Source organism: Psychrobacillus sp. NPDC058041 (assembly GCF_042885655.1).
Taxonomy (GTDB): domain Bacteria; phylum Bacillota; class Bacilli; order Bacillales_A; family Planococcaceae; genus Psychrobacillus.
This window is the reverse complement of sequence record NZ_JBHVRO010000006.1, coordinates 151,673-166,877: the sequence shown is the minus strand read 5'-3', so window position 1 is coordinate 166,877 and position 15,205 is coordinate 151,673. Positions and strand designations below refer to the sequence as shown.

The 15,205-nt window shown below is 34.7% G+C and carries 15 protein-coding genes; all 15 read right to left on the bottom strand.

All coding sequences use genetic code 11. The features are described from left to right. Positions 1-227 precede the first annotated feature (227 nt). A complete protein-coding gene (locus tag ACFVR1_RS11590; RefSeq protein ID WP_387584163.1) occupies positions 228-386 on the bottom strand; it encodes a hypothetical protein in 159 nt (52 codons plus the stop codon). A gap of 111 nt (positions 387-497) precedes the next feature. After that, positions 498-1,277 (bottom strand): hypothetical protein, encoded by a 780-nt coding sequence (locus ACFVR1_RS11585; protein WP_387584161.1) that lies wholly within the window; start codon positions 1,275-1,277, stop codon positions 498-500. Positions 1,278-1,318: 41 nt separating this feature from the next. After that, positions 1,319-2,032 carry a hypothetical protein gene (locus ACFVR1_RS11580; protein WP_387584160.1) on the bottom strand — a complete coding sequence of 238 codons (714 nt, stop codon included), beginning with the start codon at positions 2,030-2,032 and terminating at the stop codon, positions 1,319-1,321. A gap of 229 nt (positions 2,033-2,261) precedes the next feature. Next, positions 2,262-2,453, bottom strand: coding sequence for a hypothetical protein (locus ACFVR1_RS11575; RefSeq protein WP_387584159.1), 192 nt, complete (start codon positions 2,451-2,453; stop codon positions 2,262-2,264). Positions 2,454-3,032: 579 nt separating this feature from the next. Continuing rightward, positions 3,033-3,824, bottom strand: coding sequence for a sporulation transcription factor Spo0A (spo0A, locus tag ACFVR1_RS11570; protein WP_387584157.1), 792 nt, complete (start codon positions 3,822-3,824; stop codon positions 3,033-3,035). Between the two features lie 865 nt (positions 3,825-4,689). After that, positions 4,690-5,646: a SpoIVB peptidase S55 domain-containing protein gene (locus tag ACFVR1_RS11565; RefSeq protein ID WP_387584155.1), complete on the bottom strand. Its 957-nt coding sequence runs from the start codon at positions 5,644-5,646 to the stop codon at positions 4,690-4,692. Positions 5,647-5,740: 94 nt separating this feature from the next. Continuing rightward, positions 5,741-7,444: a DNA repair protein RecN gene (gene recN / locus ACFVR1_RS11560; RefSeq protein ID WP_387584153.1), complete on the bottom strand. Its 1,704-nt coding sequence runs from the start codon at positions 7,442-7,444 to the stop codon at positions 5,741-5,743. A gap of 74 nt (positions 7,445-7,518) precedes the next feature. Next, complete coding sequence (gene ahrC / locus ACFVR1_RS11555) at positions 7,519-7,968, bottom strand: transcriptional regulator AhrC/ArgR (protein ID WP_387584151.1); 450 nt, start codon at positions 7,966-7,968, stop codon at positions 7,519-7,521. Positions 7,969-8,066: 98 nt separating this feature from the next. Next, positions 8,067-8,885 carry a TlyA family RNA methyltransferase gene (locus ACFVR1_RS11550; RefSeq protein WP_387584149.1) on the bottom strand — a complete coding sequence of 273 codons (819 nt, stop codon included), beginning with the start codon at positions 8,883-8,885 and terminating at the stop codon, positions 8,067-8,069. Then, entirely contained in the window at positions 8,882-10,777 is a 1,896-nt protein-coding gene (dxs, locus tag ACFVR1_RS11545; RefSeq protein ID WP_387584323.1) for a 1-deoxy-D-xylulose-5-phosphate synthase, read from the bottom strand. Before dxs ends, ACFVR1_RS11550 begins: the two co-directional genes overlap by 4 nt. An 89-nt stretch (positions 10,778-10,866) precedes the next feature. Further along, positions 10,867-11,751, bottom strand: coding sequence for a polyprenyl synthetase family protein (locus ACFVR1_RS11540; protein WP_387584147.1), 885 nt, complete (start codon positions 11,749-11,751; stop codon positions 10,867-10,869). Next, entirely contained in the window at positions 11,744-11,965 is a 222-nt protein-coding gene (xseB, locus tag ACFVR1_RS11535) for an exodeoxyribonuclease VII small subunit (RefSeq protein WP_387584146.1), read from the bottom strand. The genes ACFVR1_RS11540 and xseB overlap by 8 nt, the downstream gene beginning before the upstream one ends. 5 nt (positions 11,966-11,970) lie before the next feature. Continuing rightward, the gene (xseA, locus tag ACFVR1_RS11530) at positions 11,971-13,323 is read right to left on the bottom strand and encodes an exodeoxyribonuclease VII large subunit (RefSeq protein WP_387584145.1); all 1,353 of its coding nucleotides are present in this window, start codon (positions 13,321-13,323) and stop codon (positions 11,971-11,973) included. A gap of 66 nt (positions 13,324-13,389) precedes the next feature. Beyond that, positions 13,390-14,244, bottom strand: a complete 855-nt coding sequence (gene folD / locus ACFVR1_RS11525; protein WP_387584143.1) for a bifunctional methylenetetrahydrofolate dehydrogenase/methenyltetrahydrofolate cyclohydrolase FolD — start codon at positions 14,242-14,244, stop codon at positions 13,390-13,392. Positions 14,245-14,270: 26 nt separating this feature from the next. Further along, positions 14,271-14,648: a transcription antitermination factor NusB gene (gene nusB / locus ACFVR1_RS11520; RefSeq protein ID WP_387584142.1), complete on the bottom strand. Its 378-nt coding sequence runs from the start codon at positions 14,646-14,648 to the stop codon at positions 14,271-14,273. Positions 14,649-15,205: the final 557 nt, after the last annotated feature.

The window sequence follows — 15,205 nt, the reverse complement described above, 5'->3', positions numbered from 1 at the left end:
TTTCCTCTCATTGGAAATAGATTTTCCTCTAACTATTGAATCTTTTGCACTAGCTTATTTATCTTTTATTGTGAATATTTTCTTTTTATTTTGTTACTTCTCAACAAAAAAACATCATACCTTACTGATAAGTTTAACTACCAATAAAAAATAATGTCTATTTTGAACTTATATTGGATTTATAATTCATATAACTTCAGTACACTTAAGATTCAAATCCACTTCAACTAGCCATATTCCCCATACGGATCTTGTATGATATCTAGATCCCATTCGTCTACTAGTTTAAGATGCTCAGGCAACATCATAGCAACCCATTTTTTCGAACCTCTATCACGAACTTTGGATAAATCTAACGCTTGGTCAAAATAGTCATTATTCATCATATAACCGTACTCCTTTCCAACCATTATAAGAACACATGTTCGATTTGTCTACTCATACTAAAAAGTACTATTGACTGGAAATAAAAAAAGAGAGCAAATTCGCTCTCTCACTTACTTCTGTTGATAATAAATAAGTTGTGCTTTAGTATAAAAGTTTTCATCATCTATTTGTAATAAAACGTCAAAATCAGATTTCTTCCAACGTGTAAATAAAGATGAGTATTCGGTAGAAGAAGCAGAATAATCTTTCCCAAGTTCTTTAACTGCAGCAGTATGAAGTTGATTATACAAATAATTCATTTCATTCCAAGTGTTGTACGAATCTCTATCTGGTAAAAAATCATATACTATGTATTTAATTTTTCCGTTTAGGAAATAGTATTTTAAGTGAGCGTAGTAGCCAAATTTTTTCGTTTCGTATGTCAACTGAGTTATTTCCTCATCTACTACTTTGCTTAAAAATTTCGCTGATTCAGATTTTTCAACTTCGCTAACACTCATATTAAAGGTTTCTTCCGAAATTGATAATATTGCTCCTTGATTTTTTAATAAAGCTAACTTACTTTTTGATGGAGTTTCATACAAAATATTAGAATTCTTCTGAATATAGCTACCTCCACCTACTCCATATAGTCCACCTTGATTACTCTTATAACTATACACACGAAACTCTTCACCCTTTTTAAGTGTCCGAACAGTAGTCAACGATCCGTCACTTTCTAATTTAACTAGCGATGAGTTTGAAAGCACGGTTATTTTCCCGACTTGTCCAAGTTTCAGCTCTGTTTTACCCCACATAACCTTAGCTGCACTTGCACTATTGCCGTTAAAAGACCCAATCCCAACTACTAACATAAACATTAAAATAACTTTAAATGATTTAGATAACAAAATGTACCTCCTCCTATATTTTAATAGTACAAGCATATTATTTATTCAATCCTATCTAATGAATCTGCGTATTTCTTAAAATTTGCGTCACTCATATCTCCATTCATTTGAAGAAGAAAGTTACCTTTTTGATGAGTGTGTGAATAAAACATAGGTCCAGCATTCCCCAATTCGTCATAGTAGCTTTTTGCTTGTGCCAAATCTTTCTCATTTTTAAACAAAAATAATCGACCGCCAGCATCTTCTCCTAATGAAGGAATTAAAATCCGTTTCCCTTCCTTGCGCATGTTACCGAACTCCTTATTTTCTAAATCGAATGTCCCACCAACTTCTAACCCATCATCTTTAAATTGTTGAATAACATCTTCTGTAGTCAATGACGCATTTTCTTTAGTTGATCTATGCTGGAGTAGAGCTAGTTTTGATTTAGATGGTGTTTCATATTTTACTTTAGCATTCTTTTGGATATAGCTGCCACCACCTACTCCAAACAATCCACCGTGATTACTCTTATAGCTATAAACTCGGAACTCTTCACCTTTTTTTAATGCACGAATATTAGATATAGACCCATCACTTTCTAATTTAACTAAAGCAGTATTTTCTGTAATAGTAGCCTTACCAATTTGACCTAACTTTAATTCCGTTTTACCCCACATTACTTTGTTTGATGCATCTGCTCCTACTGTGTACATACTACTTAAAGTGAAAGCTAACACTGTAAGCATTACTACTTTAATAAATTTTGATAACATTACAATTCCCCCTTATGTATTTACTTATATAGTACATTTTGGAAGAATATAAGTCTATTAGAATGTAAAAAAAGCACCTCTTCCGAGATGCTTATCTTTATTTTAACATCATTATTTTCACAAACTTTTACCCGCCATTCGTTGATACACATTAATCTCTGCCGTAATCACATTGAAGTCTGTCGATAATGTCAACTCGTTCTCAGCTAATTAAAGCACCTTTATCTATTTACAATTCTACAATTATTACTTTCCATTTAGCTTTACTAGTTATTTTACCTCCTACTTTCATAATTTTTCCGTTCAGATTATTTTCCAAGAAAAAATCTACAGCTTTTGGATGGGAAATAAAAGATAAATTAAATGGTTTAAAGTTATCTATTATTTTTGCTTGTATTTTTACTTTTCCATCTAGCCCCATTTCAACTTGTACTCTATCGATTTGTATTTTCGCTTCAAATTGTGCTCTAGGTGTTTTATCGTCAAGTTTTTGTTGGAACTGACGTAGCTTACCATCTTGTCCATAATACTCATTAGTTGTTAGCTCACCATTTACTGATACTTCATCAGCTACTAATTCTTGACCATTCTTTGCAGCTTCAGCAACATCTTAACAGATTCATTAGCCGTTGACATTTCATACTTGCCACGTTCAGACAGACTTCTCATGTATGCCCTCAAATGTTCGTCTGTTATATTTTTAGGAGTTGTTATATTAAATTCAACATCTAAAAACTTTCGCAAACAATTTCAATGTCTGTTCATATGACTTCATTGTTTTACTTGCTAAACCTTATGCTGAACAATCCAACATAAACCTATCTATTTCTATGTCAAAATCAGACACAACAAAAAACACCTCCACTAACAAGCTGGAGCACTTGTAAATAAAGGCGTTTCATATTCAACATCAATTAATTTAGGTTTATTGGCTACAGAAAGTAGTCAGTTGGTATAGAATCTGTGACCTCAATTTTTATAACCCCTTGGTACGATTACGTCAACTAGCCATATTCTCCATACGGATCTTATCAGCTATCATTGCAATGAATTCGCTATTTGTAGGTTTACTTTTCAAATGATGTACAGTATATCCAAACATTTTCGAAATTGTTTCATAGTTTCCTCGGTTCCAAGCTACTTCAATTGCATGTCGAATTGCTCTTTCTACACGTGATGGTGTAGTTTGAAACTTTTTAGCTATTTCTGGATACAAAACTTTTGTAATGGAACCAAGTAGTTCAATGTCAGAATAAACCATTTGTATTGCTTCCCTTAAGTAGGAATAACCTTTAATGTGAGCAGGTACTCCAATTTCTTTAATGACATTTGTAATTATGTTGTCAATTATACGTTTATTTTGCAGAGCATCTTTTTCTGGGTTCGATTTTAATGGAGCTTCTTGGACTCTTTCTTTTCTGCCAGCAACTTGTTTTATTTGAGTAACTAATCGTTCAAATTCAAAAGGTTTAAGCATGAAATAAGAAGCACCTAGTTCTGCTGCTTGTTTCATCACATCTTCTTGTCCAAAAGCAGTTAACATTATTACTTGGAGATTATTCAATTGATCGTTTTTCTGTATACTGTCTAAAACTGCAATTCCGTCTAGATGAGGCATTATGATATCTAATAGTAAAACGTCGGGACTAACTGTTTCAAGTAACTCTAAACAAAGCTTACCGTTTACTGCAGTTCCTATAACTTCAATTTCTGGATGTTTGTCAAAATAAGCATCCATTGTTCGAATTAAATCTTTGTTATCGTCTACAATTACAATTTTTATTTTTTCCATTACCTCATCCACCTTTTGTATTTTTTCACTTAGATAGTATTCGCTATTATTAGACTACATCCTTTAATTTTGTTAAAAATGAGGCTTTAATAACACAGTTTCTATACATTCCGACAAAACGTTAACCATTTCTACAGCTTTGTCGAATTTTCTTTACTTCATTGTATATGTAGTTTTAGAAAAAGGCTACACTAAAAAAGTACAGCCTCAAACAATCACCTTGGTTTTAGTTGAATACGACAAAGAGTCGTTATCCCGCTTGAAGAAGTCTCTTTTTTTATTATCGCATAATATGAAGTATATTTTTTCTCACCCACAGTATTTTTATAAGAAAAAAAGGCAGAAAGACTCCCAGTCCTTTCAAGAAGAGTAGCATATAAATGTCGTTACTTTCCGCTACGGCGGGCGTTTTTCGCGGGGATGGCATCAGTCTCCTCGTCACTGGCGTTCCTGCGGGGCATCAAGGAAGAGGTGCCTTTAGCCTTCCTCTCCTGCATTCCTGCGGGCATTCAGCACGAAGGCATGATCATCTATCCCCTTAGCGATAGATGAACTATCTCTTCTTGTTAGGTACTACTCACTTAGTGGATTGTAGTGAAAGGTGGCGACTCCAGTCGGAGGCCGACAGGATGTTGGTCACGAAGGCGTTGCCACACGATGTGGCGCTCTTAGCCTTTGTTCCTCTGTGAGACAGATCAGCGATCTCAACGAACGCGTAGCGGCGCCCCTGCGGAACGCGTCCACCTGAAACGAAAATCCACGGTATTATTTTTCGCAGTTCTTTTCTTTAAAAAAAATGACTGTAGGCAACCTCGATTGATATCGGGTTTTCTACAGTCATTGGCTACACTTATATGTTATATCCTCATGGATTCTTTTTCATCATTTCCGTTATGGATAGTGCTGCTCCATTTTTAGGTTTTTCTACGTACATATGTGTTACTACACCGATAAGTTTATTTTGCTGAATTATTGGACTCCCGCTCATACCTTGAAGAATTCCACCTGTCTTTTCAATCAGAACCTTGTCAGTTACAGTAAATTGAAATTGATGGTCTTCAATAGTTGTGATTTCAATTGTAAAGTCTTGTACTTTCTCGCCATCGATCGAAGTTCGCATAATTGCTTCACCAGTCATTATAGCTTCTTTGTCAGCAATTTCTACTTCTTGCAAAGGAATATTTTCTATTGCATTTTCTTCCATCTTCCCAAAGATTCCATAAATATTATTTTCATTTATTCCACCAATTGGAGAAGTATTGTTTTGATGAGACGTTATTTTGTATCCGGGTTTTCCAGGGATACTTTTCTTTATTTGCTCAATGGAAGACAAGTAAATCGAACCTTCGGAAAAACTTGGAGTTAATCCTGAATTATGATCGATAATTTGATGACCTAACGCACCAAATTCATGTGTTTCTAAATTTAGATACGTTAAGGTACCTATTCCTTCTGTTGCATCTTTTAAAAATGGAAGAAGTTTCAGTATCTGTTCAGAAGTAATTTCTTTTGTATACATCTTTTTATTACGCTCATAATGAATAATGAGTTGCTTTTTATCTTTTATATGGGTTTTAATATCTTCCATTGAAGTCACGTTTTGTGAATCTATTTGTTGAATGGAGTCACCTGTACGCAGCCAATAATCGTCTGTTAGTAATACATCATGACTAAGTAACACGGCTCCGTACTGAAGATCAATTTGTATGGATTGTCCTAATGGAACTACCGAAGTTTTTTGTGCAAAAGTGGGACTGACTGCAAAGAAAAAAGTAAAGAAAAGTATCGGAATTAGCGACCATATACGATAGCTTGGCTTCATATTTCACCTCCTATACAATTACTATATCCTACAGAAGAAACTCTATGTGAGGTAAATAATTGATAAAAAAAGAAGACCTTAATCAGCAAGGTCTTCAAGCATTTCGAAATATTTTTTTTCGTTCATTCGCTAATTTTAACAGCTCTTTAGAATGTTGTAAGGTCGCGCTTGTAATTTCAGCTCCTGACATCATTCTACTTAATTCCTCTGCTCGTCGATCATCTATAACTTCTTCTAAGATGGTGTACGTTCGATTTCCAGTTACTTCTTTTTTGATCATTAAATGCTGATCTGCCATTGCGGCAACTTGTGGTAAATGTGAAATACATAACACTTGCGAATTGGTTGCAATTGCAGCTATTTTCTCCGCAATCGCTTGTGCTACTCGTCCACTAACACCAGTATCAACTTCATCAAATATAATTGAGGTAATTCCTTGGTGCTTTGAAAAAATACTCTTTAATGCAAGCATCATTCTAGATAGCTCACCACCAGATGCAATCTTTGTTAAAGGCTTTGGTGGTTCACCTACATTAGTTGAAATATAAAACGAAATATCATCCATTCCATTTTCGTTATATATTATTTTAGAATGCTCATGAAACATTACTGAAAAAGTCGCTTTTTCCATATAAAGTTCTTGTAATTGTTCCATTATCGCTTCACTTAATTGTTTAGCTGCTTTTTTTCGTTTATCCGTTAAATCATATGCTTCAAGTTCCAAATCTTTTTCGATTTGTCTTATCCTCTCAGACATTTTTTGAATTTGTTCATCTCTGTTTACTAACTGCTCAAGACTGTTGGAAATTTGCTCTTTATATTCTAAAATAGATTCAATTGACTGACCATACTTTCGCTTTAATGTTTGAATGAACGCTAAGCGATCTTCCACATCTTGAAGTTGGTTACTATCGTATTCCATTTCATCTAATTCACTTTTTAACTGATATGCAGCATCTTGCAACATATAAAATGCAGATGAAACATTTTCACTTAGCTCGAGCATATTTTTATCTACATCAGAAATATCTTGTAAATCTGCCATGGCAGTTCCAATATAATCTAAACCTCTCGATTCTGATAAAATCGCTTCATATGCGCTACTCATTTTATCAAAAACCTTATGAAAATTTTGTAATTTCTTTTTTTCTTCTTGAAGTTGTTCTTCTTCCCCAATAACTAAATTTGCGTCATTTATTTCTTCTACTTGAAATGTATACAAATCAATCTTATGGGCAATTTGTTGTTCATTTTCCGTTAAAGTCGCTAAATCTTTTATCCACTTTTTATATTTAGAGAAGAGTTCTTTATAAGATTCTTTCACTTGCCTTATTTTTTCACCCGCAAACTGATCTAGTAAATGAATATGTGCTTTTTCATCCATTAGTTCTTGGCTCTCATGTTGTCCATGGATATCAATAAGGGATGCTCCGATTTCGCGTAATATACCAATTGTCACAAGTTTACCATTTATACGACAAACACTTTTCCCAGAGTCACTAATATCTCTTCTTAAAATAATAGATTCTTCGTCAATTTCTATTCCAACATCTATCATTTTATTAAAAACTCCATGTTTTGGATTAGTAATGATAAATAAACCCTCTAATTCTGCTTTTTTTGCACCATGTCGAATAAACTCTTGAGAACCTCTTCCACCACATAACAAATGTACTGCATCAATAATAATAGATTTCCCTGCACCAGTCTCTCCAGTTAGAACTGTAAGTCCTTCTTCAAAACCAACAGTTAACTCATCAATAATAGCAAAGTTTTTAATTGATAACTCTTTTAACAACGGCTTTCACCTCTTTATCATCCACCTTGGTATTTTACCTAATCACAAGTGTATTATAACGCCTGTTCTTTAGGTTATAGCATTTCTAGTAAACGTTTTTTCACAACTTCACAATCAGAATCTTGTCTACATATTATTAAGCATGTGTCATCTCCACAAATTGTTCCTAATATTTCTGTCCAATCTAAATAATCGATTAAGGAACCTATTGAATGTGCATTTCCTGGTAAAGTTTTCATAACTAAAAAATGGCTTGCTCCATCAATACTAACAAAAGCATCGGTCAATGCTCGTCTCAACTTTTGGGTCGGGTTAAAACGTTGATCTGCAGGTAAGCTATATTTGTAACTACCGTTAGGAAGTGGAACTTTCACTAAGTGCAATTCTTTAATATCTCTTGAAACAGTAGCTTGAGTAACGTTATATCCTGCATTTTTCAAAAAATCAACTAAGTCATCTTGTGTTTCTATTTCATTATTAGAAATAATATCACGTATTCTAATATGCCTTTGTCCTTTGTTCATTTATGTCACCCCATTGTATATTTATACTAATTACTTAATACATTATCATTTCAACTAAAAAGTAACAAGAAAAAAACGCGACTCAGAAAGGAGCCGCGTTATTTTAATGTAGCATGTGCTTCATTAACTAGAGCCACAAAATCGATTTGATGAGGTATTAATAATTCATTTTCAACACTTGTTAAATGAAATAAGAATTCTATATTTCCCTCTCCACCTGTAATTGGAGAATATGAAGCATTTTTTAAATAGAAGTTTTGACTCTCTGCAAATGCTGCAATTTCATTTAACACATCCAAATGAACTGCTTTATCTCGTACAACCCCTTTTTTACCTACACGATCTTTACCTGCTTCAAATTGGGGTTTAACAAGTGCAATAACATCTCCGTTTGGAACTAGAATTGTTTTTAAAGTTGGAAAAATTAGTTTCAAAGAAATAAAGGATACGTCGATTGATGAAAATGAAGGCAGTCCTTCACTAAAATCAGCAGGTGTTGCATATCTGAAATTCGTTTTTTCCATTACAGTGACACGAGGATCTTGGCGAATTTTCCAAGCTAGCTGATTACTTCCAACATCGAGTGCATATGCATGCTTTACACCATTTTGTAATCCGCAGTCTGTAAAACCACCTGTAGATGATCCGATATCCAACATAATTTTGTCTTGAATTGTGAGATCGAATTGTTCTAATGCTTTTTCAAGCTTTAACCCACCTCGACTAACGTATTTCAAAACTTGACCTTTTACAGTCAAAAGTGAATCTACTTCTATCTTTTCTCCTGGCTTATCAATACGTTCTTCCTTTTTATATATAAGCCCGGCCATTATTGCACGCTTCGCTTTTTCTCTCGTTTCAAATAGTCCCTGTTCTACTAACAGGATGTCTACTCGTTCTTTAGGAATTTTTGTCATGATGAGATATACCTGTTAGCAGTAGCAACAGAATTTTCTACTACATTCACAATTTCATCGCTTGTAATATTGATTTCATCTAATAATTGATTTACATCGCCATGTTCTATAAATACATCGGGTATACCAATACGTTTAACATTAGCTTGCAATTCATTTTCGTTGAAAAACTCTAAAACAGCACTTCCAAATCCACCTTGAAGTATACTTTCTTCCACAGTAATAATTGAAATATTACGTTTTTGTAATGAACGCAACATCTCTTCATCTAAAGGTTTTATGAAACGAGCATTTATTACTTCTACAGAAATATTTGCTTGTTCTAATTTAGATGCAGCTTCTAAAGCCATTGGAATAGTTGTTCCGAAAGTTAAAATGGCAGCTTGCGTTCCTTCTCTCAAAACTTCCCATGTACCAATTGGAATTGTTTTCAATTCTTCGTCCATAGGAACCCCTAATCCATTTCCACGTGGATAACGAAGGGCGATTGGACCATCCGAATATTGAAACGCTGTTTTCACCATATGTTGCCCTTCATTTTCATCTTTTGGCATCATGATCACCATATTTGGTAAATGACGCAAAAACGAAATATCAAATACACCTTGATGTGTTTCTCCGTCTGCTCCAACCAATCCTGCACGATCAATGCCAATAACAACATTTAAGTTTTGTCGACAAATATCATGAAGAACTTGGTCATATGCACGCTGAAGAAATGTAGAGTAAATGACTAAAAACGGTTTCATACCATCTGCAGCAAGACCTGCTGCCATTGTAGTAGCATGCTGTTCCGCAATACCTACATCAATCATTCGATCCGGAAATTCAGAGGCAAATCCTTCAAGCTTTGAACCAACCGGCATAGCAGGGGTAATCGCAACAATACGCTTATCTTGTCGAGCAAGTTTTCTGGCAGTTTCTGCAATAAGTCCACTCCAAGATGGTGCAACAGTGGTAGACTTAACAAAATCTCCTGTCTCCATTTTATATGGACCAGTTCCATGCCAAGTACCAATTTTATCTTGCTCTGCCGGTTTAAATCCTTTACCTTTTTTCGTAATAACATGAAGAAGGACAGGACCTTTCATCTTTTTCGCATTTTTAAGGTTTTCTTCTAATGCCTCAAAGCTATGCCCATCAATCGGACCTAAATAAGTGAAACCTAACTCTTCAAAAAATACTCCTGATACAAGTAAGTACTTTAAGCTATCCTTCACACGTTCTGCTGTATTTGCTAATTTCCCTCCGACTGCAGGGATTTTCTTTAGTAAATATTCTAGTTCATCTTTTGCTTTGTTATATGTTCCATGTGTACGTAATTTTCCTAATACATTATGGAGAGCTCCGACGTTTGGAGCTATCGACATTTCGTTATCGTTTAAAATGACAATCATGTCTGTTTTTTCATGTCCGATATGATTTAATGCTTCTAGAGCCATTCCACCTGTAAGTGCGCCATCTCCAATGATTGGTATGACGTAATTCGATTTTTTTTGTAGATCTCGTGCTGTAGCCATTCCCATTGCAGCTGAAAGAGAAGTTGAGCTATGTCCTGCTTCCCATACATCATGTTCGCTTTCAATTCGTTTAGGGAATCCGCATAATCCTTTATATTGTCGTAAAGTATCAAACTGGTCTGCTCTACCAGTTAAAATTTTATGCACATATGCTTGATGCCCTACGTCCCAAAGTAATTTATCGTCAGGACTATTAAACGCACGATGAAGTGCAATTGTTAGTTCTACGACTCCTAAATTTGGTCCAATATGTCCACCCGTAACAGACAATTTTTCTATTAAAAACGATCGAATATCTTCACTTAATTCCTTTAATTGTTCATTATCTAAACTTTTTAAAAAGGATGGGCTAGAAATTGATGTTAAATCCATTGCCATCACACACCTTCTATTAGATTTCCTTCGTGATACTTCAGTAAATATAATAACAATAATCTACCTTAAAACAAAATTATTCGCTATCAATTAGATCTTTTCGTAATATAATTTGCAATTTCTAAAAGTAGACCTTCTTGTAAATTAACTGTTTGAAGTGCATTTATCGCTAAATTATATTGCTTTTGTAACTGCTCTTTAGCCCCATCTAACGTTAATATAGATGGGTATGTATTTTTTTCACTTAAAACATCCTTGCCAGCTGTTTTCCCCAGTTCCTCAGATGTTCCTTCGATATCTAAAATATCATCTTGTATTTGGAATGCTAATCCTATATGAAATGCATAGTCTTTTAGAGCTTGCATTATTTCTTCGTTAGCATCAGCAATAATTCCACCCGCCAAAATGCTAAATGAAAGAAGTGCCCCGGTTTTGTTTACGTGAACTTCTTCTAATTCAGATAAGGACAGGGATTTCCCCTCTCCAAGCATATCTAATACTTGGCCACCAACCATTCCTTCTGCTCCTGCCGCATAACTCAATTGGTTAGTAAGTTGTACTTTTTGTTCCGCTTTAAGATTATTTAATCGAGCTATAATTCCAAAAGCAAGGGTTACTAATGCATCTCCTGCTAATACTGCAAGCGCTTCCCCAAATACAATATGATTTGTTGGTTTACCACGACGAAGATCATCATCATCCATACATGGAAGGTCATCATGAATTAGAGAATAAGTATGAATCATCTCAATCGTACATGCAACAACGATTGCATCCTCATTTTGTACTTCAAGCTCTTCTAGAACTGCAAGCGTGTATAGAGGTCGTATTCTTTTTCCACCTGCTTGAAGAGAATAAGCCATTGCTTTTTTTAACTCAGATGGTGCTTTTAACTCTTTTATTAATAAATCTAATTTTTGTTCAATAAGTGGTTGATTTGTTTGAATAAATGTTTGTAATAAACTACTCATTTGTACTACCAGCTTCTTCTGTATTTTCACCGATGAAAGAGACAAGTTGTTTTTCGGCACTTTGTAATTTTTCACTGCAAAGTTTCGAGAACTCCATCCCTTTTTGATATAGTTCTATTGCATTTTCTAGGGGTACATCGCCTTGCTCAAGTTGCCGAACGATATTTTCCAATTGCTGCATTGCTTCATCAAACGGAATTTCATTTTTTTTCATAAAAGTTAGTCCCTTCTTTCTTTCATTTCTGCATGTTGCACAATCGCTTCAATCTGGCCATCAGGGAGTGTTACATATATGGAATCGCCTTTTACTACTTCATCCACCGATTTTACCACTTTTCCATCTAAATACGTAATACTATAACCTCGATCAATAATTTTTAATGGATTTAATGCTTCAAGTGTTCGGATTGAGCCTATAAAGTTTTGCCGCTTCTTTTCATAGGTGGAAAGGGTTATTTTAGCTAAATGATTGGTTAAAGTGTCCACTAATTTCAACTGTTGATCAATCATTTTTTGCGGTGATAATAAAAGCATTCTATTTTCTATTTGTATTAAATTTCGTTCTTTTTCTTTAACTAAGCGATTTATTTCTCTTTGTAATTGTTGCTCCGTTCGTATATACCTCTCTATAAAAGGACGATATAGTTTCTCGGGAGTTGCAAGAACTGGAGATTGGATTGCACGCTGGTATCTATTCTTTTCATCATGCAGCTTTTTAGATACCATATTTAAGCATGTCGCTTGATAAGCAAGAATATTCTTCATAAGATTTTCTTTACTCGGAACAGCAATCTCAGCAGCTGCGGTTGGTGTTGGTGCACGCAAATCAGAAACAAAGTCCGCAATCGTAGTATCCGTTTCATGTCCAACTGCACTAATAATAGGGACATGACTATTAGCAATTGCACGAGCTACTATCTCTTCATTGAATGCCCATAAATCTTCAATGGAACCACCACCACGACCAACAATTAGTATATCAACTGTACCTAATCGATTAGCTTGTTCAATCGAATTCACAATGGAAGGAGCTGCTTGTGGGCCTTGAACGATACTAGGAAAGACGACCACCTCACATATTGGGTATCGACGTTCTATCGTCGTAAGAATATCCCGAATAGCCGCACCAGTTTTAGAGGTGACAATTCCAATTTTTTTAGGAAATGAAGGAAGTGCTTTTTTTCTACTTGGATGAAATAATCCTTCTTGTTCGAGCTTCTTTTTTAATTGTTCAAAAGCTAAGAACAGTTCCCCAATTCCATCTGGCTGAATAGTGGAAGCATATAGTTGATATTGCCCAGCAGCTTCAAAAACATTAATGTCCCCCCGGACAAGCACATTCATCCCACTTTCAGGTGTAAATTTTAATGATTTGGCATGCATAGCAAACATGACGGAAGTAAGACGAGCAGCATCATCCTTTAACGTGAAGTAAATATGCCCACTAGAATGTACTTTCACATTCGAAAGTTCCCCCTTTACATACACATCCCGTAAATGCGTATCTGCATCGAACTTTCTTTTTATGTATTTGGTTAAGGCTTTCACCGTTAAGTAAGTATGTGTAGACATCTATGACACTCCAATACTATAACAAGTTAAAAGCTGTTCTTCTGTAGAAAAACAGCTTTTAACATATTAATTTTTACATGTATTTTCTGCTGATAAGCAAGTGTTTTCCATTAACATCGCTATTGTCATAGGACCAACTCCACCTGGGACTGGTGTAATTTTCGATGCAACTTCTTTCGTAGACGTAAAGTCTACATCTCCGCATAATTTGTTGTTTTCATCGCGGTTCATCCCTACGTCAATAACAACTGCACCTTCCTTAATATAACTAGCATCAATCACTTTTGCACGACCTATAGCAACAACCAGAATATCAGCTTGTTTCGTAAAAGTTTGCAAATCTTTTGTTTTGGAATGACAGTATGTTACTGTCGCATCTTTTTGTAATAATAGCTGTCCCATCGGCTTTCCAACAATATTGCTTCTACCTACGATTACTGCATGTTTCCCAGCAATCTCAACACCACTATATTCTAATAATTTCATTACACCAAATGGAGTGCAAGGAAGAAAAGTTTGTTGACCAATCATCATCTTTCCAACGCTTACAGGATGAAAGCCATCTACATCTTTTAAAGGTGAAATTGCTGCAATTACACGATCTTCATCGATTTGTTTTGGTAACGGCAACTGAACTAAAATACCATGTATTTTCTCGTCGTTATTTAATAATTCTACTTGTTTTAATAATTCTTCCTCTGAAACCTGTTCTTCTAATTTAATTAGAACCGAAAACATCCCTAGTCTTTCGCATGTTTTCGTTTTGTTATTTACATATGTTTGAGAAGCCGCATTATTTCCGACTAAAACAACTGCCAACCCAGGTGTAATACCTTTCGATTTCAAATCTTCCACTCTTTTTTGAACTTGTTCTGTGACTTTTTCTGCAATTTGTTTTCCGTCAATAATATTGTTTATCAAGATTAACTCTCCTTCAATACGGGCCATTATTGATTTGTATATTTAGATAATACACCATTTACAAAACGACTAGATTTTTCATCACCGAAGATCTTACATATCTCTAGAGATTCGTTAATAACTACTTTTGCTGGTGCATCTTCCATAAATAGTAATTCATATATCGCTATTCGAAGTACAGTACGTTCTATTTTGGGTAATCTAGCTAGAGACCAATTCTCTAATTTCTCTGTCAATGATGCATCGATCTGTTCCTTGTTTTCAATCACACCACTAACTAGTTGTGTTAAAAATGCATCCTGTTCGTCTGTTACATGACCAATTGCTTCCTCTATCGAAATTTCATGGTTGTCTAATTGAAACAGGGCTTGTAATGCTAATTCTCGTGCTAATCTTCGTTTCATTATTTAGTTCTCCTTTAAATGTAACTATCTAATCAATAGTATACAGGAATTTCGAGTGTTTTCATATTATTTCAAAACCCTTTTTACTAAAGCAATTTCTTTAAATACTTCATCACATATTTCTTGCCATCACATATTAATAATAATTTTTCTATTTGTATTGAAAACAACTATAAAGACCTTCTTATTATAGAGAGCCGTAATGACTATTACAAGGTTATTACAAAAACAAGTTATAATAATTATTTAAAAATGATAGATTAAGAACCATATTTGAGAAGATGTTTTGCTAAAGATTACAGTGAGCATATATTTTCATTTTATAGTCTTGGATAAGAAAAGCGCAAGTGCCCTATAAGTGCATCTTGTCTTCACTTATTCCTGGGTGCTTTGGACAAAACATTGGCACCACCCCTAAATGGATTGCATATACCCCTTCCAATTGCGTTAACACCTAAACCGGCGCTATATGCCCCTTAAGCTTGGATATCCCCCCTTAACGGATGGCATAAGAGCTTGATAAAGAAAAAGAGCCATCGCTAGGATGACTCTTCTAC

Coding starts and splice junctions, on each gene's coding strand:
- ACFVR1_RS11565 (WP_387584155.1), bottom strand. CDS start 5,646: ATGAAGCCAAGCTATCGTATATGGTCGCTAATTCCGATACTTTTCTTT.
- xseB (WP_387584146.1), bottom strand. CDS start 11,965: ATGAAAAAAAATGAAATTCCGTTTGATGAAGCAATGCAGCAATTGGAA.
- ACFVR1_RS11590 (WP_387584163.1), bottom strand. CDS start 386: ATGATGAATAATGACTATTTTGACCAAGCGTTAGATTTATCCAAAGTT.
- xseA (WP_387584145.1), bottom strand. CDS start 13,323: ATGTCTACACATACTTACTTAACGGTGAAAGCCTTAACCAAATACATA.
- ACFVR1_RS11575 (WP_387584159.1), bottom strand. CDS start 2,453: ATGGGGCTAGATGGAAAAGTAAAAATACAAGCAAAAATAATAGATAAC.
- ACFVR1_RS11540 (WP_387584147.1), bottom strand. CDS start 11,751: ATGAGTAGTTTATTACAAACATTTATTCAAACAAATCAACCACTTATT.
- dxs (WP_387584323.1), bottom strand. CDS start 10,777: ATGGATTTAACATCAATTTCTAGCCCATCCTTTTTAAAAAGTTTAGAT.
- ACFVR1_RS11550 (WP_387584149.1), bottom strand. CDS start 8,885: ATGACAAAAATTCCTAAAGAACGAGTAGACATCCTGTTAGTAGAACAG.
- spo0A (WP_387584157.1), bottom strand. CDS start 3,824: ATGGAAAAAATAAAAATTGTAATTGTAGACGATAACAAAGATTTAATT.
- nusB (WP_387584142.1), bottom strand. CDS start 14,648: ATGAAACGAAGATTAGCACGAGAATTAGCATTACAAGCCCTGTTTCAA.
- ahrC (WP_387584151.1), bottom strand. CDS start 7,968: ATGAACAAAGGACAAAGGCATATTAGAATACGTGATATTATTTCTAAT.
- ACFVR1_RS11580 (WP_387584160.1), bottom strand. CDS start 2,032: ATGTTATCAAAATTTATTAAAGTAGTAATGCTTACAGTGTTAGCTTTC.